The organism is Bradyrhizobium sp. 44 (genome assembly GCF_023073095.1).
Taxonomy (GTDB): Bacteria; Pseudomonadota; Alphaproteobacteria; order Rhizobiales; family Xanthobacteraceae; genus Bradyrhizobium.
On sequence record NZ_JADPIY010000008.1, the window covers coordinates 1,057,393 to 1,080,759 of the forward strand.

Sequence of the window (23,367 nt, forward strand, 5' to 3'; positions counted from 1 at the left end):
GAGATTTTTACGTGACGCCCATCATGATCGCTGCCCTTGGATTGCTGATGGTCGGCACCGCGTTCCTGTCGGGGCTGTTCGGGATGGCGGGCGGGCTGATCCTGATCGGCGTGCTGCTGGCCCTGATGCCGCTGCCGACCGCCATGGTGTTGCATGCGATCACGCAGATGGCCTCGAACGGCTGGCGGGCCTTTCTCTGGCGCGCGCATATCCGCTGGCGGCCGGTCGCGAACTACATGGTCGGCGCGGCTGTCGCGCTCGCGGCGTGGTCGCTCACGCGCTACGTGCCCGACAAGCCGGTCGCGCTGCTGCTGCTCGGCATCACCCCGTTCATGGCGCGGCTGCTGCCCGCGAACATCAAGCCGGATCCCGACCGTCTCTGGCAGGGCACCGTCTACGGCACGATCTGCATGGGCCTCATGCTGATGACCGGCGTGTCGGGACCGCTGCTCGACACCTTCTTCCTCGGCGGCGATTTCGGCCGGCGCGAGAAGGTGGCGACCAAGGCGATGTGCCAGCTCGTCAGCCATTTCACCAAGCTGATCTATTTCGGCGGCGTGATCGACCAGGCCGCGACGCTCGATCCCGTGCTCGCGGCCGTCGCGATCGCAGCATCCATGCTCGGCACCACGCTGGCGCGGCGCATCCTCGAAGCCATGACCGACCAGCAATTCGTGGCCTGGTCGATGAAGCTGATCACCACCATCGCCTGCTACTACGTCGCCTATGGCAGCTGGCTGCTGGTCCGCACGCCCGTGCTGGCGGCCTTCGACAAGGGAGGTTTGCAATGAGCGAGACTGCCGACCCGCTGGTGCTGGACTTCGTCGAATGGGTTGCGCGCGAGCCGCGCGCCCATGCCGAGGTTGTCGCGACCTGGAAGACCTCGTGCCCGCGCCTCACCATCTGGGAAGACGCCGCCGACCGCGGCTATGTCGCGCGCGAGACGCTCCCCGGAATGGGGCTGGTCATCGCGGTGACGGAAGACGGCGAGAAGCTGCTGCGCACGAACGGGCGCTAGCTCTCGCCACATCCGTCATTGCGAGCGCAAGCGAAGCAATCCAGAATGTTTCCGCGGCGGCAGTCCTGGATTGCTTCGCTTCGCTCGCAACGACGGAATACCGGGAGACCCTTTTTATGTCGCTCAAATTGTTCGAACTCGTCGGCACCGACGCCTCGCGACCGTTCAGCCCGTTCTGCTGGCGCACGCGGATGGCGCTGGCACACAAGGGCCTTTCGGCGGAAACGCTGCCCTGGCGCTTCACCGAGAAAAGCGCGATTGCGCCGCACGGCTCGGAGAAGGTGCCGGTGCTGCTGCATCATGACCAGCCGGTAGTCGATTCCTGGGCGATCGCGACCTATCTCGAAGACAAGTTTCCGGACCGTCCGTCGCTGTTCGGCGGCGAGGGTGGCGGCGCCATGGCGCGCATGCTCAACGCCTGGGGCGACATCGCCATCGTCGGCGGCATCTTTCCGCTGATCATCGCCGACATCCCGAAGAATCTGGACGAGGTGGACGCCGCCTATTTCCGCCAGTCGCGCGAGGCGCGTTTCGGCGGCAAGACGCTTGAAGAGATCATGGCCAGCCGCGATGCCGGCGTGGTCGCCTTCCGCAAATCGCTCGAGGTGATGCGGCAGACCCTGAAGAAGCAGCCCTTCATCGGCGGCGCCGCACCGAACTATGCCGACTACATCGTGTTCGGCGGTTTTCAGTGGGCGCGCGTGACGAGCCCGTTCAAGCTGCTCGAGGCGGACGACCCGGTCTACGCCTGGCGCGAAAAGCTGCTGGATGCGTTCGACGGCATGGCCCGGAAGTCACCGGGGCACGGGGTGTAAGCTTCGTAGCCCGGATTACGCTTTCGCTCCATCCGGGCTATGAATCGCCGCCGCCTCGCGCAGGCACGCCCGGCACAAACAATCCTCGCCCTTGACCGGCATCGGCAGCCGCGCCGTTTCTTCCGCGCACCAGCAGGCGCCCGAGAGGTCGCAGCCGAACTCGGTGCCGCAGCGGGAGCAGGCGAGGCGGCGCGCTTCCTGCACTGGAATGTCTTGCGGATTTGTCATGATTTGCGCAAAAGCCGGGCTGTCATTTTCATGCCGGGTTCATCTCCCGCTGCGGTATATTAGGCCTCGCGCACGTATCAGGAAAGCGGTTGGCAACGCGCGAAGGACACATCGATGGCCCGCGATTCGCAAGCCGCGCTCGTCGCGCTCAACCGTTTCGGCTTCGGCGCCCGTGGTGGTGCATCCGGCGATCTCATCAACGCGGCCTCCGATCCTCGCGGTTTTGTGAAGGCGGAACTCGCCCGCCCCAACGCGGTGCTGCTGGAGGCGCCGGGCCTGCAATCCACGCCGCAGCTCGGGCAGGCCGTGTTCGCCTATCAGGACCAGGTCAAGCAGGCGCGCGAGGCCGCCGCCAAAGCCGGCGCGCCGGCCGAGGCGCCGTCGCAAGCGCCGGTCGATCAGAAGCTCGGACCGCGCCGCAATCTCTCGCTGAACGCCGTGGCAACCGAGATCGCCGGCCAGATGGCTGAGTCCAAGCCTACTGAAAATAAGCCGATTGATAACAAGCCGGCGGACAATATGGCCAAGCCGGACAGCATGCAGCCCAACGCGGCCGCGCCGGCTGCCGCAAAACCCGCCCCGCAGCCGCTCAACGTCATCCAGAAGACCTTTCGCGCCGAAGCGTTGGCGCGGTTGCAGCGCGCGACCCTGGTCGAATGCGGCTTCACCGAACGTCTGGTCGTGTTCTGGTCCAACCATTTCTGCATCTCCGCCAGCAAAGGCGAGCTGGCACGGATATGGGCCGGCGCGTTCGAGCGCGAGGCGATCAGGCCGCATGTGCTCGGGCGTTTCGCCGACATGCTGAAGGCGGTAGAGCAGCATCCGGCGATGCTGTTCTTCCTCGACAACCAGCAATCGCTCGGACCGGACTCGCGCGCGGGCCAGAACCGCAAGCGCGGGCTCAACGAAAATCTCGCGCGCGAGATCATGGAGCTGCATACGCTCGGCGTCGGCGGCGGCTACACGCAGGACGACGTCACCTCGCTCGCGCGCATCATCACCGGCTGGACCTTTGCCGGCCGGCAGGGACAGCTGGGGGTGCCCGGTTCGTTCGTGTTCAACGTCAATGCGCACCAGCCCGGGCCGCAAATGCTGCTCGGCAAGACCTACGAGCCGACCGGCCTTGCGCAGGGCGAAGCCGCGCTTGCGGACATCGCACGCCATTCCTCGACCGCGAATTTCATCGCCACCAAATTCGTTCGCCATTTCGTCGCCGACGATCCGCTGCCGGCGCTGGTGGCGCGATTGCGCGATGTCTTTATCAAGACCGACGGGGATCTCAAGGCGCTCGCAACCGCACTGGTCGATTCCGACGAGGCGTGGAAGGCGCCGCTGACGAAGATGCGGAGTCCCTATGATTTCCTGGTCGCGAGCGGCCGGCTGCTCGCGCGCGTGCCGGAGGATCCCGGCGCCTATCTCAACAACCTCAATCTGCTGGGCCAACCGCTGTGGTCGCCGGCCGGCCCGAATGGTTTCGCCGATACCAGCGCCGCGTGGGCGGCGCCCGAAGGCATCAAGCTCCGGCTCGACATTGCCGCGCAAATGGGCGCGCGGCTTGGACCCAACATCGATCCGCTCGATTTGTTGGAATTTGCGGCCGCAGATGCGGCCTCGATCGAAACGCGCCGCACCATCGAGCGGGCGGAGTCGCGGCAGCAGGCGCTGGCGCTGCTGTTGATGTCGCCGGAAATGCAGAGGAGATGATGATGATCGACTGCGTCGAGAACCGGCTCCTCACCTCGCGCCGCGTCCTCCTGCTCGGCGGTGCCTCTTTTGCGGCGTGGGCTTATTTGCCGAAATTCGCCCGCGCGACGGACGGTCGGGATCCCCGGCTGATCGTGGTGATCCTGCGCGGCGCGCTTGACGGGCTTTCGACCGTCGCGCCGGTCGGCGATCCCGATTATGCCGGCTTGCACGGGGCGATCGCGCTGACGGTGGACGGTGCCCATCCCGCGATCATGCTTGATACGTTCTTCGCGCTGCATCCGGCGATGCCCGAGTTCGCACGCATGTATCGCGCCACGCACGCCGCGGTGATCCACGCGGTGGCGACGCCCTATCGCGACCGCTCGCATTTCGATGGCCAGGACGTGCTCGAAAGCGGCTATGCCGGTCCCGGTCGCGTGCAATCCGGCTGGCTCAACCGCGCGCTGGAGGCGCTGCCGCGCGGCGAGCGGGTGTCGAGTGCTCTTGCCGTCGGCCCGACCACGCCGCTGGTGCTGCGCGGCAATGCGCCGACCGTCGGCTGGGCGCCGGTGGCGCTGCCGCAAGCCGATGACGACACCGCGATGCGCCTGGTCGAGCTCTACCGTCATCGCGATCCCGCGCTGGCGGCCGTGCTGTCGCAGGGCCTTGCGCTGGAAAAGGCCGCAAGCGGCGACGACATGAAGCCGAAGCCCGGCAATGCGGTCGCTCAGATGCGGCAGGTCGCGCGCGGCGCCGCAAAACTGATGGCGTCCGACGACGGCCCGCGCATCGCAGCGCTCGCTTTCGACGGCTGGGACACGCACGCCAATGAAGGCGGGCCGATCGGTCGCCTCGCCTTCCTGCTCGGCGGGCTCGACGGTGCGCTCGCCGAATTCGAAGCCGGCTTAGGGGAACGCTGGCGCGACACCGCCGTGGTGGTCGCCACTGAATTCGGCCGCACCGCGCGCATCAACGGCACCGATGGCACCGATCACGGCACGGGAACGATCGCGCTGCTCGCCGGCGGCGCGGTGAAGGGCGGCCGCGTCATTGCCGACTGGCCCGGCCTCAAGCCCGCCAACCTCTTTGAGGCCCGCGACCTCAAGCCCACCACCGATCTGCGCTCGGTGATCAAGGGCGTGCTGCAGGGCCAGTTCGGCCTGTCGGATCGCGTGCTCGCCGAGACGGTGTTTCCGGATAGCGCAAGCGCACGTCCGATGAAGGGGCTGGTTACCTGACTGCCATTCCGGGCTCGCGCCTTGCGGCGCGTCCCGGAATGACGACATGATCAGCCGAACATCAGGAGACCATCCCCATGTACATCGCCATGAACCGCTTCCGCGTCGTCAAGGGCTCCGAGGCCGCCTTCGAGCAGGTCTGGCTTTCGCGCGACACTCATTTGGACAAGGTACAGGGTTTCGTCGAATTTCATCTGCTGCGTGGGCCCGAGCTCGAGGACCACACGCTGTACGCCTCGCACACGGTGTGGGCCAACCATGCCGCCTTCGAAGCCTGGACCAAATCGGATGCTTTTCGTGCCGCGCATGCGCGGGCCGGCGACACCAAGCCGACCTATCTCGGCCATCCCCAGTTCGAGGGCTTCGAGGTGATCCAGACGGTCGGACATGGCGCCAAGTAGCGCGCCACTTCGCAACGATCAGCCCAGCGTGATCTTGTCGATCTCCGCCATCTCCTCCGCACTGAGCTTCCACGCAATCGCCCTCACGTTCTCCTCGACCTGCGCGACGCGGGTGGCGCCGGCAATCACGCTCGACACTTGCGGGCGCGCGGCGAGCCAGGAGAACGCGAGCTCGAGCATGCTGTGGCCGCGCGCTTTCGCGAAGGCCATGAGCTTCTCGACGATGTCCTCGTGGCGTGGCGTGACGTAGCGGTCGCGTAACGCCGGTACCTTGCCGAAGCGCGTATCGGTCGGGGCGGCCGCGCCGCGCTGGTACTTGCCGGTGAGGAGCCCGCTTGCGAGCGGGAAGAACGGCAGGAGGCCGAGCTTGTACTCTTGTGCGGCCGGCAGCAGGTCTTTTTCGATGTCGCGCACCAGCAGGCTGTATTCATCCTGGCAGGACACGAAGCGGCTGACATTCATCGCGCGCGCGGTGAATTCGGCTTCCGCCATGCGCCAGGCCGGAAAGTTGGAATTGCCGATGTAGCGCACCTTGCCCTGACGGATGAGATCGTCGAGCGCGCGCAGCGTCTCCTCCATCGGCGTCAGCGGGTCGTAATCGTGCTGCTGATAAAGATCGATGTAGTCGGTCTTGAGCCGCGTCAGGCTCGCCTCGACTGCGTTCATGATGTAGCGGCGCGAAGCGCCCTGCTTGGTCCCGTCGGTCGCCATCGGCTTGGAATATTTGGTGGCGAGCACGATGTCCTTGCGGCGGTCGCCGAGCACGGTGCCGAGCACCGTTTCCGAACCGCCCATGCCGGCATAGATGTCGGCAGTGTCGAACAGCGTGATGCCGAGATCGAGCGCGCGATGGATCACCTTGCGCGAGGTCTCCAAATCCGTGCGCTGGCCGAAATTGTTGCAGCCGAGCCCGACCGCAGACACGCGCAGGCCGGAGGCGCCGAGGTTACGAATTTCCATGGGAGATCCCTGTCGGAGATAGGCAGGGGCGTATTGTGACCGCGGCGCGCCGCTGCAGCAAGCCGCGCGCCGCGTTGCTGCCATGCTGACAAGGAACTGCGGACAACGACTGCCGACAAAAAAATGCGGCCCCTGTCAGACGCGGCGACTGACGGGGACCGCTTTGGGGCGCTTGATCGGTGACGGGGGGCTGACCAGACGCAGCTGCAGCCTAGTCCCGCTATGTTACGCGCGGGTGACAGGCAAAGTTATCCACAGGCCCCGCGTCGCGACGATCAGAAGATCTTGCGATAGACGATGAACCCGGAACGCTCGGCGACCTTGTCGTACAGACCCTGCGCCGTGACGTTGGTCTCATGCGTTTGCCAGTACACGCGCGGGGAGCCTGCGAGCTTCGCGCGCTCGTAGACGCCGTGGATCAGCGCCGAGCCGACACCTTTGCCGCGTGCGTCCTCGGTCGTGAACAGGTCCTGCAGATAGCAGGACGGCTCGATCGCGGTGGTGCTGCGGTGAAACAGGTAATTCGTCATCCCGAGCAGGCGGCCATCGCTCTCGGCGACCAATCCGTGCACCGGCTCATAGGCATCGAAAAAGCGCTGCCATGTCACGCGCGTGATTTCGGGCGAGAGCGCGGTCGGGCCGGAGCGGCCGTAGAAGGCGTTGTAGCCGTCCCACAGCGGCAGCCATTGATCGTAATCCTGCCTGGTGACGGGGCGAATGGTGAGCGACATATGAAATTACCGCAATCGATGAGGCGTCCTTCATACGTGATGAGGGGCGTGCCGATCAATCGCGCATCACTCCGCGACGCGCAGATAACGGATCAGCTTGCGGCCTGCGGGATCGCGCAGTGAGCGGTAGTAGTCGGCGCGGGACGGCGCATCGGTGTGGCGCACGAGGTCGGTCACGGGCGTGTAGCTCAGCATGCGCCCGCCATCGGGCAGCGCGGCACAGACGAAGCGCAACACCTCGCCATTGCGCAAGGCGATGTTGATCGGCGTGGCATCGCCGATCCGCACCATCTCCATGCGCTGTGCGATGAAGGTGCCGAGCTCGTCCTCGGGCAATTCGAACGCGCCGGTGTCGCGGCCGTGATACATCAGCGCGATGAACGGCGGCTTGCCGTCGGCGATGTCGTCCGGCACCGCAAAATAATGGCGGAACGCGCGGTTGATGAATTCGGCGCGCGTCTCGGCGTCGAGCAGCACGATGCCGATATCGACTTGGTCGAGCGCGGCCGACAGCCGCGCGGCGATGGCGTGGCTCCGACGCTCGGCGGCAAACGTGCCGAGCAGCCGCTGGCGCATCAGGCCGGTGATGCCTGCGGTGCCCGCGGCGGCCGCCGCCAGGAGGCCGAGCCGGATCATATCCGCCGTGGTCAGGCCTGAAACGCCGTGCTGGCTGAGGAGCAGCAGTGCCGCGCCGATGACGGCGATAGCTGCGCTGGCGACGGCGGAAGCGGGACCCGAGAGCGCGCCGGCGAGCGCCACGATGCAGACGAGCAGCGGCGCGGGCGAGGGAATGGGGACGAAGCGATCGAAAAACATCGCCAGCAGCAAAGTCGCTGCCGTCAGCGCCGGACCGGAGATCGCACGCCATCCCAACCGCATGGGCCTGTCTCGCTCCTTCCTGAACGAGGTAAGGCGGCAACACTGACCGAACATTGCGCCATTGCGATGCGGTTTCGCGCGGTGTGCTTAAGGTGCGCTTTGGCTCACGCGCAAAGCTTTCGGATGATTTTAGACCAAATGCGCGTGCCTGAGACGTTGTTGCAGCGCGGGCGCATTCAGCGTCGACGTCCCTTGGCCCTTGCGTGTGCCGACGAAGATCAACAGCGATGCCGCGACGAGGATGGCCGCGGTCAGGGTGATTGCAACGATGACCACAGGTGATTTCATCGAAATCCTGTCGCGATGCCGGTCGGTGCGGGCCACGCGGTGCCTTGAAGGCGGGTCCAGGGTGAAGCGGGAATCAGACCGGCAGGCCCATCGCCATGGTCGCCTTGGTCGACAGCACCGTCAGGGTGACGATCAGGCACAGCGAGAGCGCGGCGACGGCGAGCGAGGCCGCGACCGCGTTGGTCAGCCGGGAAGACGAAACGGTAGCGGGTGGGCCCTGAAAGCCTGCCGTGCCGGACGCCCGAATCATGGTCTAAATCCTTCAACGCGCGAGCGAATCACCCGCGACATCGAACAATTTCACTGTTGCAATCGGCAATATTGCGGCGGCTGATCAAGCGAAAATGGCGAGATTGCGGCAATGGTGATCCTTATGCCCGCTATTCGCCAGAGCGCGATCGCCCCCTCAGGCGCCAGCGGCGATGCTGGCGGGGTCCTCGATGTCGGCCGGCCGCCAGTCCATTGCGACGAAGCCGGGCGCCGCTTCCACGCGCTTGAGCCAGTCCCGGATCGCCGGGAAGGTCGAGAGGTCGAAGTCGCAGCGGTCGGCGAGGTGGGTATAGCCGTACAGCGCGATGTCGGCGACCGTGAGCTGGCGGGCCGCAAAATAGGCGTTGGTCTTGAGGTGATTCTCCATCACCTGGAGCGCGCCATAGCCGCGCTCCATCCAGTCCTCCAGCGAATGAGTCTGCAGGTCGCGGCCGCCCCTTACCAGCGACAGCCAGAAATAGGCCGCGCCGATGTTCGGCTCCAGCGCGTGCTGCTCGAAGAACATCCATTGCAGCGCGTCGGCGCGATCGATGCGGTTCTCCGGCGCGAGCGGCGTGCCGACGGCGACGTACCAGAGAATGGCGTTGGACTCGGCGAGATAGCGATCGTCGCCGACCTCGAGCAGCGGCACCTGACCGGATGGGTTCTTGGCCAGGAAATCCGGGGTGCGGCTCTCGCCGCGCAGAATGTCCACCTCGACCGCTTCGTAAGGCAAGTTCAGCAGCGCCAGCGCAAGGCGGACCTTGTAGCTGTTGCCCGAGCGCTGCATCGAATAGAGCTTGTACATTCTGAGGATGATTCCGGAAGACGGGAGGGCGCGGCGCTTGTTGCCTCGCAACGCGGCTAAACAATGATGCCGATGCGAATCCGCCGCAAGACCCGGCCAATAGAAAAACTCGAAAACCCTACCGCATTGCAATGCGGCGGAAGATCATTTCCGTGCGACCATCCAACTCAGTTCACGCTTGCGTCACCACGCGGGATGCAAGGCGCCTGCATTGGTGTAGCGCAAGCGCTCGCGTTTCGTCGTGGCCGGGCTTGACCCGGCCATCCACGTCTGAGCTACGCAGCAGAAGAACGGATGCCGGGCCTTCGCCGCGCCGAAGCGGCTTTTGCCGCGCAGGCGGGACAAGCCCGGGCATGACGACGGTCTGGATTTCGCGGCGATCAACCCGCCAAAATTGCTCCGAGGACACGCCTTGTCGGATATGTGGGATTTGCCTGGCAAAGTTGCGGAAAATTGCGGGAAATCACGGCTTGATGCGCGCCAGACACGTAAACTTTTGCGGGATCGGACCGAAGTTTCTTGCGGTGCAACGGCACTCGTTTTAGGGTGGCTCATTCCCACAATCGGAGTCGTGAAGCCAAAGGGTTCACGACGCTTGTCAGGAGATGACGATGTCCTTCCTTGCCGCTGCGCTCGACCGTGTGAAGCCGTCCGCGACCATCGCGGTCACGGATAAAGCACGTGCGCTGAAAGCGGCGGGCCGCAACGTCATCGGCTTAGGTGCCGGCGAGCCCGACTTCGACACGCCCGCCAACATCAAGCTGGCCGCGATCCACGCCATCGAAGCGGGCAAGACCAAGTACACCGCGGTCGACGGCATTCCCGAGTTGAAGGAAGCCATCATCGCCAAGTTTCAGCGCGAGAACGGCGTCGTCTACAAGGCGAACCAGATCATCGTCGGCACCGGCGGCAAGCAGGTGCTCTACAACGCGCTGATGGCAACCATCAATCCGGGCGACGAGGTGATCATCCCCGCGCCGTACTGGGTCAGCTATCCCGAGATGGTGGCGCTGGCCGGTGGCGAGCCGGTGCCGGTGGTCTGCACCGCCGCGACCGGCTTCAAGCTCCAGGCCGAGGCGCTCGAGCGCGCGATCACGCCGAAGACCAAATGGGTGATCCTGTGCTCGCCGTCGAATCCGACGGGAGCTGCCTACACCAGGACCGAGCTCAAGGCGCTCACCGACGTGCTGGTCAAGCATCCGCACGTCTGGGTGATGACCGACGACATGTATGAGCATCTCGTCTATGACGACTTCCAGTTCACCACGGTCGCGCAGGTCGAGCCGAAACTCTACGACCGCACGCTTACCGTGAACGGCGTGTCGAAGGCCTATTGCATGACCGGCTGGCGTATCGGCTATGCCGGCGGCCCGGCGCAGCTGATCAAGGCGATGTCGACGATCCAGTCGCAGTCGACCTCGAACCCGTCGTCGATTGCGCAATGGGCCGCGGTTGAGGCGCTGAACGGTCCGCAGGACTTCATCCCCGCCAACAACAAGGTCTTCAAGGAGCGCCGCGACCTCGTCGTCTCCATGCTCAACCAGGCCAAGGGCATCGAGTGCCCGCGTCCCGAGGGTGCCTTCTACGTCTATCCGTCCTGCGCCGGCACCATCGGCAAGACCGCGCCGTCGGGCAAGGTGATCGACAATGACGAGACGTTCGTGACCGAGCTGCTCGAGACCGAAGGCGTCGCCGTGGTGCAGGGTTCGGCCTTCGGCCTTGGACCCGCGTTCCGCATCTCCTACGCAACCAAGACCTCGGACCTCGAAGACGCCTGCAAGCGCATCCAGCGCTTCTGCGGCAATCTGCGCTGAACTCGCAGACATGAAGTAACATCAAAGGGCCCGCGCAATGCGGGCCCTTTTTCTTTCAAGTCTGCGCGATCTGGCGCCACCGGAACTGTTGTGGCATAGACCATCGCGCGGCGTGTGCCGCGCCCCCATGCTCGCATCGCATTCATCGCCGGAGATTTTCATGCGCCGTTCACTCCTCCTCGCCGGGCTTGCCGTTGCGAGCCTCGTTGCCTCGGTTGCGGGCGCCAGCGCGCAATCGCGGATGGTGCAGGTGGGCGTGCTCGAATGCCGCGGCGGCGCCAGCGTGGGCTTCATCGTGGGATCGGTGACCCATCTCGGTTGCGTGCTGCGGGTCGATGGTTTGCCGGACGACCGTTACGTCGCGACCATCCGCAAGGTCGGTCTGGATATCGGCATCACCCAGGAGACGGCTTTGGCGTGGGGCGTGTTCGCGCCGGTGAACCGGCTCGGCCCGGGCGACCTCGCCGGCAACTACGCCGGTGCGCAGGGCAGCGCCTCGGTCGGTGTCGGCCTCGGCGGCAACGTGCTCGTCGGCGGCTCCAACAATTCGATCGCGCTCCAGCCGCTCAGCGTGCAGGGCCAGGTCGGCCTCAACGTCGCCGCCGGCCTCGAGAGCCTGGAACTCCGCCCGGGCCGTTAACAACTCCCGTGTGTGAATCGCGTTGCTCCGGCGCGATTCCCGCGACGACGCACCGCAGCGACGTTTGATGCTTGCCAAATCTCGGGGACGGGCAGAGCATCAGCGTTTGCCGACCCAATCATGGGCCGAGCTCCACACCAAGGAGGCGGCGAATGGGACAAGACGTCAGAAGTCCCCGAGGTCCACGGTGCATCGCGCTGGTGGGCCCTTTCCAAAGCGGTAAAACCACACTTCTCGAAGCGATCATGGCACGAACCGGCGCAATCCCTCGCGCCGGCAGCGTCGATGCCGGAACCTCCGTCGGCGACGCCACGCCAGAGGCCCGTCATCACAAGATGACCGTCGGGTTGACTGCCGTCACCACGAGTTTCATGGGCGACAGCTACACCTTCCTCGATTGTCCCGGTTCCGTCGAATTTGCCCACGACATGCGCGCCGCGCTGCCCGCGGTCGATGCCGCAATCGTGGTCTGCGAAGCCGACGAGAAGAAGCTGCCGCAGCTTCAGATCATCCTGCGCGAGCTGGAGGAGCTGAAGATCCCGCGTTTCCTGTTCCTCAACAAGATCGACCGCGCCAACAAGCGCATCCGCGAGACGCTCGAGATGCTCCAGCCCGCCTCTCGCGTGCCGCTTGTGCTGCGCCAGATCCCGATCTGGAAGGACGAGCTGATCGAGGGCTTCGTCGATCTCGCGCTGGAGCGCGCGTTCATTTACCGCGAGCACAAGGCCTCCGAAGTGGTCGCGCTTCAAGGCGGCGATCTCGATCGCGAGAAGGAGGCCCGCTTCTCGATGCTGGAGAAGCTCGCCGATCACGACGATGCGCTGATGGAGCAACTGCTCGAGGACATCCAGCCGCCGCGCGATGCCGTGTTCGACGATCTCGCCCGCGAATTGCGCGACGGGCTGATCTGCCCCGTGCTGCTGGGCGCCGCCGCCCGCGAAAACGGCGTGCTGCGCTTGATGAAAGCGTTGCGCCACGAGGCGCCAGGTATCGCGGAGACCGCAAAACGACTCGGCGTTCCCGAGACCAGGGACGCCCTCGGCTTCGTCTTCAAGACGCTGCACTCGCAGCACGGCGGAAAGCTGTCGCTGACACGGATGCTCGCCGGCCACCTCGACGACGGTGCCACCCTGCAATCCTCCTCCGGCGGAGCCAGCCGCATCTCCGGCATCCTCGCCGTCACCGGAGCCTACGACACCAAGCGTGCCGCGGCGGAAGCCGGCGACACGGTGGCGCTCGCCAAGCTCGACCCGATCAAGACCGGCGACACGGTCTCGAACGGCAAGACTCAGCCGACAGCGCTCGCCGCCAGCGAGCCCACTCCGCCGGTGCTCGCGATCTCGGTTGCGGCCACCGACCGCAAGGACGACGTCAAGCTCGGCCAGGCGCTGATGCGGCTGCACGAGGAGGATCCGTCGCTCGTCTTCGTGATGAACGCGCAAACCCACGACACCGTGCTGTGGGGGCAGGGCGAGATGCATCTGCGCGTCGCGAGCGAGCGGCTGCGCGACCGTTTCGGCGTCAAGGTCGCCTCGCATCCGCCCGCGATCGGCTATCAGGAAACCATCCGCAAGCCGATCGTCCAGCGCGGCCGCCACAAGAAGCAGTCAGGCGGCCATGGCCAGTTCGGCGATGTCGTGCTCGACATCCGGCCGCTGCCGCGCGGCGAGGGCTTCAGGTTCGCCGAGAAGGTGGTCGGCGGTGCGGTGCCCCGCAACTATATCGGCGCGGTGGAAGAGGGCGTCGTCGACGGGCTTGCGCGTGGCCCGCTCGGTTTCCCGGTCACCGATTTGCAGGTGACGCTGACCGACGGCTCCTATCACAGCGTCGATTCCTCCGACCTCGCCTTTCGCACGGCGGCGCGGGTCGGGCTCAATGAAGGCCTGCCGCAATGCCAGTCGGTGCTGCTGGAGCCGATCCACGTGGTCGAGATCGTCTGCCCGACCGACGCCACCGCCAAGATCAACGCGATCCTGTCGGCGCGTCGCGGCCAGATCCTCGGCTTCGACACCCGCGACGGCTGGAGCGGATGGGACTGCGTCCGCGCCATGATGCCGGAAGCCGAGATCGGCGAGTTGATCGTCGAGCTGCGCTCGGCCACGGCAGGCGCCGGCAGCTTCACCCGCCAGTTCGACCACATGGCCGAAGTCACGGGGCGCGCCGCCGACCAGATCATCGCTGCGCATCAGCACGCGGCGTGAGCTGCCTCTCGCAGTGAGGCACGTACTGCTCTCGCCCTCTCTCCGTTCGTACGGGGAGAGGGCGACGCGGAACACGTGGCGGCGAGGGCCCTCTTGCGTTCGGCTCAACTTGATGTATTTTACATCATTGTGCATGCTCCAGACATCATTTATAATCGTTCATACGTGAGGCCAAGGTGATCACGTCGTTCCAGATGCGGGCAGCGCGCGCGCTGCTCGGCATTGACCAGAGGGCCTTGGCGGAGCTTGCAGGCGTATCGCTGCCGACCATTCAGCGGATGGAGGCGAGCACCGGCAACGTCCGTGGCGTGGTCGAGACCTTGATGAAGGTGGTCGAAGCCTTTGATCGGGCCGGCGTCGAGCTGATCGGCGAACAGGCGCGCAGCGAAGGCGGCGGACGTGGCGTTCGGCTCAAGGAGCCGGGGCCGCCGCGTCGGGTGGGGGCGTGATCCCGCAAATGATCATGCTCGGAAGCAGTCTTAACTAACGCACCGTCGCGCCCCGATACGCGGCCGCACGATGCATCGGAGCGTCGTGGGCAGCGGAGCATTTTGCTGAAATGAGCATCACAGGCGAACACGCAGGCAAGCTGCACCAGCTTCGTCGGCCGACCTTCACCGAACTCTATTTGCCAAAGCTCGTCACCGTATGGCGCGAGGGCTACGGCTGGTCGGATTTCCGCGCCGATGTGTTCGCGGGCCTCACGGTTGCGATCGTCGCGCTGCCGCTGTCGATGGCGATCGCAATCGCCTCTGGCGTGACGCCGGACCGCGGACTTTACACCGCTGTTGTCGGCGGCTTCATTGCGTCACTGCTCGGCGGCAGCCGGTTCCAGATCGGCGGTCCTGCCGGCGCCTTCATTGTGCTGGTTGCGGCGACCGCCGACCGTCACGGGGTCGACGGCGTGATCCTGGCGACGCTGATGGCGGGCCTGTTCCTGATCGCTGCGGGCTTCCTGCGGATCGGCACCTATATCAAGTTCATTCCGTATCCGGTGACGGTCGGCTTCACCGCCGGCATCGCCGTCATCATCTTCGCCAGCCAGCTGCGCGATCTCGGCGGGATCACGCTCCTCGCGAAGGAGCCGAGCGAGTTCGTTCCGAAACTGGTCGCGCTTGCCGGCGGCCTGCACACCGTCAATCCGTCGGCCGTCGCGGTCGCGATCGTCAGCATTGCCATCATCGCCGGCCTGCGACGTTGGCTGCCGTCCTGGCCGGGCATCCTGATCGCGGTCGTGTTCGCTGCGGCCGCATGTGCCGTGCTGTCGCTGCCGGTCGAGACCGTCGGCTCGCGCTTCGGCGGCATTCCGCGCGAACTGCCCTCGCCGGCCTTGCCTGCGTTCTCGCTCGCGAAGGCGACCGCCGTGCTGCCGGATGCGATCTCTTTCGCGCTGCTCGCCGCCATCGAATCGCTGCTGTCGGCGGTGGTGGCCGACGGCATGACCGGTCGCCGTCACCGCTCCAATTGCGAGCTGGTGGCGCAAGGCGCCGCCAATGTCGGCGCGGCGCTGTTCGGCGGCATCTGTGTCACGGGGCTGATCGCGCGTACCGCGACCAACATCCGCGCCGGCGCGCGGGGGCCGCTCGCGGGCATGCTGCATTCGGTCTTTCTGCTGCTGTTCATGCTGATCGCAGCGCCGCTCGCGAGCTACATCCCGCTGGCCGCGCTCGCCGCCGTGCTCGTCGTGGTGGCTTGGACCATGGCGGAGAAGCACGAATTCGCGACGCTCCTTCGCTCGTCATGGGGCGATGCCGTGGTGCTGCTCGCAACCTTCCTGCTCACCATCTTCCGCGATCTGACCGAAGGGATTCTGGTCGGCTTCGCGCTCGGCGCGGTGCTGTTCATCCATCGTATGGCGGAAATGACCGGCATCGAGGAACGTTCGCCGATGGTGGCCGCCGATCGTCCCGACGACGAAAATGGCGAGCGCGTGCCTTACGACCCCGCGCTCGCGGTCGATCGCGACGTGCTGGTCTATCGCATCACCGGCGCGTTCTTCTTCGGCGCGGCCTCGGCGATCGGCAGCGTGCTCGACGGCATCGCCGACAAGCGCAAGGGATTCGTGGTCGATTTCGCCGCGGTGCCGTTTTTGGATTCGACCGCGGCCAACGTGCTCGGCCGCGTCGCCGCCAAGGCCCACCGCCAGGGCATCCGGCTGTTCATCACGGGGGCGTCGCCTGCGGTGCGCCGCGCGCTGCTCACCCATGGCGTCACGCCGCCACGCGCCCGCTATCGCGAGACCATCGCGCGTGCGGTCGCCGACATCAAGGGTGGCGCGGCGCAGCCCGCGGCCGGTGAGGCGGGCACGACCTGACGTCGAGCCTCTCCCGAGACGGCCCGCGCGCTTGACAGGGCTTGCGGGACGCGAAATGGATCGCCTCCGAAACGACCCCAGGGGAGGACGACCGTGACCAAGGCTCCCGCAGCCTGTCTGATCGGATGGCCGGCCGCGCATTCGCGCTCGCCGCTGATCCATCGTTACTGGCTGCGCACGCTCGATATCGAGGGCGGCTATGTCATCGAGGCGGTTCCACCCGATAATCTGCGCGACTTCGTGCTGCGGCTGTCGCTGCGCGGCTTCGTCGGCGCCAACGTCACCATCCCGCACAAGGAGGGCGTGCTTGAGCTCTCGACGCCCGATGCCCGCGCGCGGGCGGTCGGTGCGGCCAACACGCTGTGGTTTGCGGACGGCGAGCTGCACTCGACCAACACCGACGTCGAGGGCTTTATCAGCAATCTCGATGCCAGCGCGCCCGGCTGGGACGCAGCCGAAGAGGCGCTGGTGCTGGGCGCCGGCGGTTCCTCGCGCGCCATCGTGTTCGGGTTGCTCGAACGCGGCATCAGCTGCGTCCATCTCGCCAATCGCACCATCGCCCGGGCCGAGATGCTTGCAAGGCAGTTCGGGCCGAACGTGCATCCTGTTGCGTGGGACAGCATCCACGACGTTCTGCCGCGTGCAAACCTTCTCGTGAACACGACCTCGCTCGGCATGGACGGCCAGCCTTCACTCGACCTTGACGTGGCGCGGCTGGCGGATGGCGCCGTGGTCGCCGATCTCGTCTATGTCCCGCTGGTGACGCCGCTGCTCGCGGCCGCACAGGCGCGCGGGCTGAAAACCGCCGACGGGCTTGGCATGCTGCTGCATCAGGCGATCCGCGGCTTCGAGCTGTGGTTCGGCCAGCGGCCGCAGGTCACGGCCGAGCTGCGCGCGCTGGTCGAGGCCGATCTCACAAAGACTTGAGAGAATAGCGCGTAACCTCCGGAGTTCTATGTCCGTAAGGGCGATAGGGACAATCGGAGACCATCATGTCTGTTCAACGTGCAACTTTCACACGTCCGCTCATCGCCGTCGCGATGGTGGCCGTCTCGACCATTTCGGCACTTGCGCAAAGGGCGCCGGTGCCGACGCGCGTGCGCGGCACGATCGAAAGCGTCAATGGTGACACGATGCAGGTCAAGGCGCGCAGCGGCGAGGACGTCAAGCTGCACATCGCCTCCGACGTGAACGTGTCGGGCATTACCAGGATTTCACTTGGCGACATCAAGCCCGGCTCCTTCGTCGGCGCCACCACCGTGCCGGGACCGGACGGCGGCGCGAACGCGGTCGAGGTCCACGTGTTTCCGGAGAGCATGCGCGGCACCGGCGAGGGCTCGCGACCCTATGACCTCAAGCCCAACTCCAGCATGACCAATGCGACCGTGTCGGAGAGCGTCGTCGGCAATGACGGCCATACGCTGCTGGTCAAGTACAAGGACGGCGAGAAGAAGGTGTTCGTCGCCGACAATACGCCGGTGCTGACCTTCGTGCCCGGCGACAAATCCGATCTGAAGGCCGGCGCCAAGGTGATCGCCTTCATGAAGCAGCTGCCGGACGGCTCGTTCGAAACCAACCGCGTCAGCGTCGGCCGCGACGGCCTGACGCCGCCGATGTAAATGGAGAATAACAACATGTCGAAGAGAAGCTGGATATCACGCGTTGGCGTGGCCGCATTCGCCGCCTGCATCGTCACGTCATCCGCCCTGGCGCAGCAGACGCCGACGGTCCGCATCCGCGGCACCATCGAGAGCGTCGACGGCAACACGCTCGGAATCAAGACCCGCGAAGGCAGCGACGTGAAGGTGCGCATGACCGACAACGTCGCCGTCTTCGCGGTGGTGAAGACGTCGTTGTCGGAGATCAAGGACGGCTCCTATATCGGCGTCACCGGAATGCCCGAGCCCGACGGCACCCAGAAGGCGATCGCGGTGCACATCTTCCCTGAAAACCAGCGCGGCGCGGCCGAAGGTTTTCGTCCCTGGGATGCGCGCGCCAACTCGACAATGACCAACGCCACCGTGGCGCAGACGGTGAAGGGCACCGACGGCCAGAACATCACGGTCAAGTACAAGGACGGCGAGAAGAAAGTCGTGGTGCCCCCGGACACGCCGATCGTCACCTTCGTGGCCAGCGACAAATCCGAGCTCAAGCCCGGCGCCAAGCTGATCATTTTCGGTGCGGTGAAGAAGGACGATGGTTCGCTGGAAGCCAACCGGGTCAATGTCGGCCGCGACGGAGTGACGCCGCCGATGTAAGGGGGCTGCTGCGGCGACATCTTCAGTGTCGTCCCGGCGAAGGCCGGGACCCATACCGCGTGATCTATCGTTGGGCGCAGGTCTCAGTACCGCGCGAAGGTTGAATAACTACCAATCTTCGCCAAACTACTCGCTGTGGCTATGGGTCCCGGCCTTCGCCGGGACGACGGCTGAGTTTGAAGCGGTTGCTTTTTGCCACACCGCTGCGGTTCACATCGCGATGATATGCTCGTCGATCTCGTCAATCCTGTTGACGCCGCACAGGCCCATGGTGGTGAGCAGCTCCTTCTGGATGATGTCGATCGCCTTGGCGACGCCCGCCTGGCCGCCGGCGCCGAGGCCATAGGCGTAGGCGCGGCCGATCATGCAGGACTTTGCGCCGAGCGCGAGCGCGCGCATCACGTCCTGGCCGGAACGAATGCCGCCGTCGAACATGATCTCCATCCTGTCACCGACCGCCTCGGCGATCTCGGGCAGCACTTCGATCGATGACGGCGCGCCGTCGAGCTGACGGCCGCCGTGGTTCGAGACGACGAGCGCCTGCGCGCCGGTCTTGGCGGCCTCCTCGGCGTCCTCGACGTCCAGAATGCCCTTGATGATCAGCTTGCCCGGCCAGATGCTGCGGACCCACTCGACGTCCTTCCAGTTCAGGGACGTATCGAACTGCGAGGCCGTCCACTCCGCGAGGCGATTGAGGTCCCCGGTGTTCTTCACATGGCCGGCGATGTTACCGAAGGTGCGGCGCTTGCCTTGCAGCACGCCGGAGACCCAGGCGGGCTTGCTGGCGAAATCCAATAGCTTCGAGAGCGACCATTCCGGCGGGACCGTCATACCGTTCTTGATGTCCTGGTGGCGCTGGCCGATCACCTGGAGATCGACGGTCAGCACCAGCGCGGAGCATTTCGCCGCGATCGCGCGCTGGATCAATTCCTTGATGAAGCCGCGGTCCTTCATCACGTAGAGCTGGAACCAGAACGGCTTCTCGACACTGGCCGCGATGTCCTCGATCGAGCAGATCGACATCGTCGACTGCGTGAACGGGATACCGGCGGCTTGCGCGGCGCGGCAGGCATGGATCTCGCCGTCGCCATGCTGCATGCCGAGCAGGCCCACCGGCGCGAGCATCAGCGGCATGGTCGAGGGCTCGCCGAGGATCGTGGTCGCAGTGTCGCGCTTGGAGACATCGACCAGAATGCGCTGGCGGAACTTGATCGCCTGCATGTCGTCGCGGTTGGCGCGCAGCGTTTCCTCGGCGTAGGAGCCGCGGTCGCAATAATCGAAGAACGCCTTCGGCACGCGGCGCTGATGCAGTGTGCGAAGATCGTCGATACAGGTGATGTGCTTCATGAACGTTTCCCCGGCCCGTCTTGTATCGGAAGAGTCTGCATCGGAAGTAGCGGATGAGTCTTGCATCGGAAGATCGAGGGGTCATCTAGCATGGTTGGATGCACAGCCAAATCGTTTGCAAATCCTTTGTGGAGAGGAGGGCGCCATGACCAGGCCGCACACCGGACCGACGCCGGAGGAGATCAAGGAGAAGCATGATCTCGAGGAAGCGCTGGAGGAAGGTCTGGAAGAGACCTTTCCGGGCTCCGATCCCGTCAATGTCACCCAGCCGGCGCCGAGCCGCGGGGACGGCCATGTGAAGCGCTCGGACTAGGCGCGAGTTCCGCCCTGTTCCGGCGTCCTCGCTGGAAATATAATGTTAACAAGACGTTATCAGCGTCGGGGCCTGCCCGGTTCCGTAATGATTTATCATATTTTTTGAAGCCAAGTTAGCCGCGATGGCTTTATAAGACCTCAGCAAATCAGGGATGCGGGTCCCGCCAGGGCACCCGCAGGTTGTATTGGGGATCCCTGGTTGTCGCGTGGGGGACGATATGAGCCGCAAATATTTCGGGACGGACGGGATCCGGGGCCGCGCCAACGGACTGATCACGCCGGAGCTCGCGCTCAAGGTCGGCCAGGCCGCAGGCCTGGCGTTTCAGCGCGGTGACCACCGCCACAGGGTCGTGATCGGCAAGGATACCCGCCTGTCCGGCTACATGATCGAATACGCCATGGTGGCGGGCTTCACCTCGGTCGGCATGGACGTGCTGCTGGTCGGCCCGATGCCGACGCCGGCGGTCGCGATGCTGACCAAGTCGATGCGCGCCGATCTCGGCGTGATGATCTCCGCCTCGCACAATCTGTTCGAGGACAACGGCATCAAGCTGTTCGGCCCGCAGGGCTTCAAGCTCTCCGACGACGTCGAGAAGCAGATCGAGCAGCTGCTCGACGAACCCATCGACAAGCGTCTCGCCCAGAGCGCCAGTCTCGGCCGCGCCCGCCGCATCGACGGCGTGCATGACCGCTACATCGAATTCGCCAAGCGCACGCTGCCGCGCGATCTGTCGCTCGACGGCCTGCGCGTCGTGGTCGATTGCGCCAATGGCGCCGCCTACAAGGTGGTGCCGGAAGCGCTGTGGGAGCTGGGCGCCGACGTGATTCCGATCGGGGTCGAGCCCGACGGCTTCAACATCAACAAGGAATGCGGCTCCACCTCGCCGGAAGCGCTGTCGAAGAAGGTCCGCGAGATGCGCGCCGACATCGGCATCGCGCTCGACGGTGACGCCGATCGCGTCATCCTGGTCGACGAGCGCGGTCACATCGTCGACGGCGACCAGCTGCTCGCGGTGATCGCGCAGAGCTGGAAGGAAGACGGCCGGCTGTCGCGATCGGGCATCGTCGCCACCGTGATGTCGAACCTCGGGCTCGAGCGCTTCCTCAATGCGCAGGGCCTCGATCTCGTGCGCACGCCGGTCGGCGATCGCTACGTGCTCGAGCAGATGCTGAACGGCGGCTACAATCTCGGCGGCGAGCAGTCCGGCCACATCATCCTGTCCGACTACGCCACCACCGGCGACGGCTTCGTTGCCGCATTGCAGGTGCTTGCCGTGGTGCAGAAGCTGCGTCGCCCGGTGTCGGAAGTTTGCCACCGCTTCGATCCGCTGCCGCAGATCCTGAAGAACGTTCGTCACAAGGGCGGCAAGCCGCTCGACAATTCCGATGTCAAATCGGCGATCTCCGACGGCGAGCAGCGGCTCAACGGCCACGGCCGCCTGCTGATCCGCTCCTCCGGCACCGAGCCGGTGATCCGCGTCATGGGCGAGGGCGAGGATCGCATCCTGGTCGAGGACGTCGTCGATACCATCGTCTCGGCGCTCGGGCAGGCCGCGGCGTAAGCTCTTCCTCGACCACAGTATCGTAGGGTGGGCAAAGCGAAGCGTGCCCACCGCTTCTGTTGCGCTATCGGTCGATGGTGGGCACGGAGCAAGTGCGCCTTTGCCCACCCTACGATTCCGGACTCGCGGAGAGGGTAAGAGATGCATCGCAGCCATTTGCGATTGGCGGTGGTTCCACCACTCCCTGCATCGTAATGAGCTTGTCGCGGCAATCTGCCGCGCCCGCCGGGATGCTCCAGTGAACAAGCCTGTCGTCGTCTCAGAGGAAGCGCTGACCGAACCCGTCATCGTCAGCGACGTGGCACAAGCAGCCAAGGCCGCAGGGCCGGCCTATGTCGTGCTGGCCGGCATCAGCTTCTCGCACTTCCTCAACGACACCATGCAGTCGCTGATCGCCTCGGTGTATCCGATCCTGAAGGACACCTACGCGCTCGACTTCGCGCAGATCGGCATGATCACGCTGGCCTTCCAGTTCACGGCCTCGCTGCTCCAGCCGGTGGTCGGCCACTACACCGACAAGAAGGCGCAGCCTTATTCGCTGTCGATCGGCATGGCCTCGACCTTCTTCGGTCTGTTGCTGCTCAGTGCCGCCCACCAATATCTCGTCATCCTCGTCGCCGCCGCGCTGGTCGGTCTCGGCTCGGCGGTGTTTCATCCGGAGTCGGCGCGCATCGCGCGGCTGGCCTCCGGCGGCCGCTACGGTTTTGCGCAATCGGTATTCCAGCTCGGCGGCAGTTTTGGCACCTCGATGGGACCGGTGCTGGCCGCGCTCATCGTCGTGCCGTTCGGGCAGGGCAGCATCGCCTGGTTCTCCTCGATCGCCTTCCTCGCGATCCTCATCCTCTGGCGCATCGGCCGGTGGTACGAACCGCAGATCAAGGCGAAGAAGACCGCGGTGGCTCAAGCCCATCCCGACGCGCCGAGCTCGCGTCGCGTCGTCGTTGCGCTCCTCGTGCTGGTCGCGCTGCTGTTCTCGAAACAGCTCTACGTCTCGAGCCTGTCGAGCTACTACATCTTCTATCTGATCGACCGGTTCGGCGTGTCGACGCAAGCCGCGCAGATGTATCTCTTCATTTTCCTCGCGGCGAATGCGGTCGGGGCTTTTCTCGGTGGTCCTCTGGGCGATCGCTTCGGCCGCAAGATCGTGATCTGGATCTCGATCCTGGGGGCGCTGCCGTTCACGCTGGCGCTGCCCTATGCCGGGCTCTATGCGAGCGCGGTGCTGTCCGTGATCATCGGCCTGATCATCTCCTCAACGACGTCGTCGATCATCGTGTTCGCGCAGGAGTTGGTCCCGCATCGCTTCGGCATGATCTCCGGCGTGTTCTTCGGTGTCGCGTTCGGCATCGGCGGCTTGGGCGCCGCCGTGCTCGGCAAGCTCGCCGACCACACCTCGATCGCGTTCGTCTACCAGGTCTGCGCCTATCTGCCGGCGATCGGCCTGCTTGCGGTGTTCCTGCCCAAGCTGCCGCGGCACGCGCGTTAACATATCCTGTCTTGCCGCAGCGCGGCTTCATACATCGTTAGGACATGCGGCGACGGCGTCGCATTTGCGCTGCATTTTTGCAACGCTCGCCCCGCATGCGCGTGAACGGTTAGAAAAAATCAACCTTAA

The 23,367-nt window shown here is 65.3% G+C and carries 25 protein-coding genes; 17 read left to right on the forward strand and 8 right to left on the reverse strand.

The features are described from left to right. Positions 1–11 precede the first annotated feature (11 nt). From IVB41_RS07115 to IVB41_RS07125, 3 genes are all read left to right on the forward strand, one after another. Positions 12–791, forward strand: coding sequence for a sulfite exporter TauE/SafE family protein (locus IVB41_RS07115; RefSeq protein ID WP_247403845.1), 780 nt, complete (start codon positions 12–14; stop codon positions 789–791). After that, a complete protein-coding gene (locus IVB41_RS07120) occupies positions 788–1,018 on the forward strand; it encodes a hypothetical protein (protein WP_247428392.1) in 231 nt (76 codons plus the stop codon). Before IVB41_RS07115 ends, IVB41_RS07120 begins: the two co-directional genes overlap by 4 nt. Positions 1,019–1,134: 116 nt before the next feature. After that, positions 1,135–1,833: a glutathione S-transferase family protein gene (locus IVB41_RS07125; protein WP_247428395.1), complete on the forward strand. Its 699-nt coding sequence runs from the start codon at positions 1,135–1,137 to the stop codon at positions 1,831–1,833. A 15-nt stretch (positions 1,834–1,848) separates the two neighbouring features. Here the strand turns inward: IVB41_RS07125 and IVB41_RS07130 are convergent, their stop codons facing one another. Further along, the gene (locus tag IVB41_RS07130) at positions 1,849–2,061 is read right to left on the reverse strand and encodes a cysteine-rich CWC family protein (protein ID WP_247428400.1); all 213 of its coding nucleotides are present in this window, start codon (positions 2,059–2,061) and stop codon (positions 1,849–1,851) included. A 114-nt stretch (positions 2,062–2,175) separates the two neighbouring features. Between IVB41_RS07130 and IVB41_RS07135 the strand changes: the two genes are divergently transcribed. The 3 genes from IVB41_RS07135 (at position 2,176) to IVB41_RS07145 (ending at position 5,386) form a co-directional block, all read left to right on the forward strand. After that, on the forward strand, positions 2,176–3,765 hold the full coding sequence (locus tag IVB41_RS07135; protein WP_247428403.1) for a DUF1800 family protein: 1,590 nt from the start codon (positions 2,176–2,178) through the stop codon (positions 3,763–3,765). A 2-nt stretch (positions 3,766–3,767) separates the two neighbouring features. Beyond that, positions 3,768–4,985 carry a DUF1501 domain-containing protein gene (locus tag IVB41_RS07140; protein WP_247429095.1) on the forward strand — a complete coding sequence of 406 codons (1,218 nt, stop codon included), beginning with the start codon at positions 3,768–3,770 and terminating at the stop codon, positions 4,983–4,985. Between the two features lie 77 nt (positions 4,986–5,062). Beyond that, complete coding sequence (locus IVB41_RS07145) at positions 5,063–5,386, forward strand: antibiotic biosynthesis monooxygenase (protein ID WP_247428406.1); 324 nt, start codon at positions 5,063–5,065, stop codon at positions 5,384–5,386. Between the two features lie 18 nt (positions 5,387–5,404). Here the strand turns inward: IVB41_RS07145 and IVB41_RS07150 are convergent, their stop codons facing one another. From IVB41_RS07150 to IVB41_RS07175, 6 genes are all read right to left on the reverse strand, one after another. Next, a complete protein-coding gene (locus IVB41_RS07150; RefSeq protein WP_247428411.1) occupies positions 5,405–6,346 on the reverse strand; it encodes an aldo/keto reductase in 942 nt (313 codons plus the stop codon). Positions 6,347–6,621: 275 nt separating this feature from the next. Continuing rightward, positions 6,622–7,077, reverse strand: coding sequence for a GNAT family N-acetyltransferase (locus tag IVB41_RS07155; RefSeq protein ID WP_247282546.1), 456 nt, complete (start codon positions 7,075–7,077; stop codon positions 6,622–6,624). A gap of 66 nt (positions 7,078–7,143) precedes the next feature. Further along, entirely contained in the window at positions 7,144–7,956 is an 813-nt protein-coding gene (locus IVB41_RS07160) for a PAS-domain containing protein (RefSeq protein ID WP_247403820.1), read from the reverse strand. A gap of 129 nt (positions 7,957–8,085) precedes the next feature. Next, entirely contained in the window at positions 8,086–8,280 is a 195-nt protein-coding gene (locus IVB41_RS07165; RefSeq protein WP_155809328.1) for a hypothetical protein, read from the reverse strand. A 37-nt stretch (positions 8,281–8,317) separates the two neighbouring features. After that, a complete protein-coding gene (locus tag IVB41_RS07170) occupies positions 8,318–8,494 on the reverse strand; it encodes a hypothetical protein (RefSeq protein ID WP_007614766.1) in 177 nt (58 codons plus the stop codon). 156 nt (positions 8,495–8,650) lie between these two features. Then, the gene (locus IVB41_RS07175) at positions 8,651–9,301 is read right to left on the reverse strand and encodes a glutathione S-transferase family protein (protein WP_007596746.1); all 651 of its coding nucleotides are present in this window, start codon (positions 9,299–9,301) and stop codon (positions 8,651–8,653) included. Between the two features lie 611 nt (positions 9,302–9,912). Between IVB41_RS07175 and IVB41_RS07180 the strand changes: the two genes are divergently transcribed. From IVB41_RS07180 to IVB41_RS07215, 8 genes are all read left to right on the forward strand, one after another. Further along, positions 9,913–11,115 carry a pyridoxal phosphate-dependent aminotransferase gene (locus tag IVB41_RS07180; RefSeq protein WP_007596745.1) on the forward strand — a complete coding sequence of 401 codons (1,203 nt, stop codon included), beginning with the start codon at positions 9,913–9,915 and terminating at the stop codon, positions 11,113–11,115. Positions 11,116–11,275: 160 nt separating this feature from the next. Continuing rightward, positions 11,276–11,755: a DUF992 domain-containing protein gene (locus IVB41_RS07185; RefSeq protein WP_027565351.1), complete on the forward strand. Its 480-nt coding sequence runs from the start codon at positions 11,276–11,278 to the stop codon at positions 11,753–11,755. Between the two features lie 152 nt (positions 11,756–11,907). After that, the gene (locus IVB41_RS07190; protein ID WP_247428414.1) at positions 11,908–13,956 is read left to right on the forward strand and encodes an elongation factor G; all 2,049 of its coding nucleotides are present in this window, start codon (positions 11,908–11,910) and stop codon (positions 13,954–13,956) included. A 176-nt stretch (positions 13,957–14,132) separates the two neighbouring features. Then, entirely contained in the window at positions 14,133–14,405 is a 273-nt protein-coding gene (locus tag IVB41_RS07195; RefSeq protein ID WP_007614761.1) for a helix-turn-helix domain-containing protein, read from the forward strand. A gap of 110 nt (positions 14,406–14,515) precedes the next feature. Then, complete coding sequence (locus tag IVB41_RS07200; RefSeq protein ID WP_247428418.1) at positions 14,516–16,270, forward strand: SulP family inorganic anion transporter; 1,755 nt, start codon at positions 14,516–14,518, stop codon at positions 16,268–16,270. 93 nt (positions 16,271–16,363) lie between these two features. Then, positions 16,364–17,197: a shikimate dehydrogenase gene (locus IVB41_RS07205; RefSeq protein ID WP_027565348.1), complete on the forward strand. Its 834-nt coding sequence runs from the start codon at positions 16,364–16,366 to the stop codon at positions 17,195–17,197. Between the two features lie 65 nt (positions 17,198–17,262). Continuing rightward, a complete protein-coding gene (locus IVB41_RS07210; protein WP_247428421.1) occupies positions 17,263–17,889 on the forward strand; it encodes a hypothetical protein in 627 nt (208 codons plus the stop codon). 15 nt (positions 17,890–17,904) lie between these two features. After that, positions 17,905–18,528: a hypothetical protein gene (locus tag IVB41_RS07215; RefSeq protein ID WP_027565346.1), complete on the forward strand. Its 624-nt coding sequence runs from the start codon at positions 17,905–17,907 to the stop codon at positions 18,526–18,528. A gap of 210 nt (positions 18,529–18,738) precedes the next feature. Here IVB41_RS07215 and IVB41_RS07220 read toward each other — a convergent pair whose 3' ends face one another. After that, on the reverse strand, positions 18,739–19,875 hold the full coding sequence (locus IVB41_RS07220) for an alpha-hydroxy acid oxidase (RefSeq protein WP_027565345.1): 1,137 nt from the start codon (positions 19,873–19,875) through the stop codon (positions 18,739–18,741). A gap of 145 nt (positions 19,876–20,020) precedes the next feature. On the opposite strand from IVB41_RS07220, the gene IVB41_RS07225 reads away from it, so the two are divergent. From IVB41_RS07225 to IVB41_RS07235, 3 genes are all read left to right on the forward strand, one after another. Continuing rightward, entirely contained in the window at positions 20,021–20,188 is a 168-nt protein-coding gene (locus tag IVB41_RS07225; RefSeq protein WP_007596725.1) for a hypothetical protein, read from the forward strand. 220 nt (positions 20,189–20,408) lie between these two features. Next, the gene (gene glmM, locus IVB41_RS07230) at positions 20,409–21,752 is read left to right on the forward strand and encodes a phosphoglucosamine mutase (protein ID WP_027565344.1); all 1,344 of its coding nucleotides are present in this window, start codon (positions 20,409–20,411) and stop codon (positions 21,750–21,752) included. Positions 21,753–21,990: 238 nt separating this feature from the next. Then, a complete protein-coding gene (locus IVB41_RS07235; RefSeq protein WP_027565343.1) occupies positions 21,991–23,238 on the forward strand; it encodes an MFS transporter in 1,248 nt (415 codons plus the stop codon). Positions 23,239–23,367: the final 129 nt, after the last annotated feature.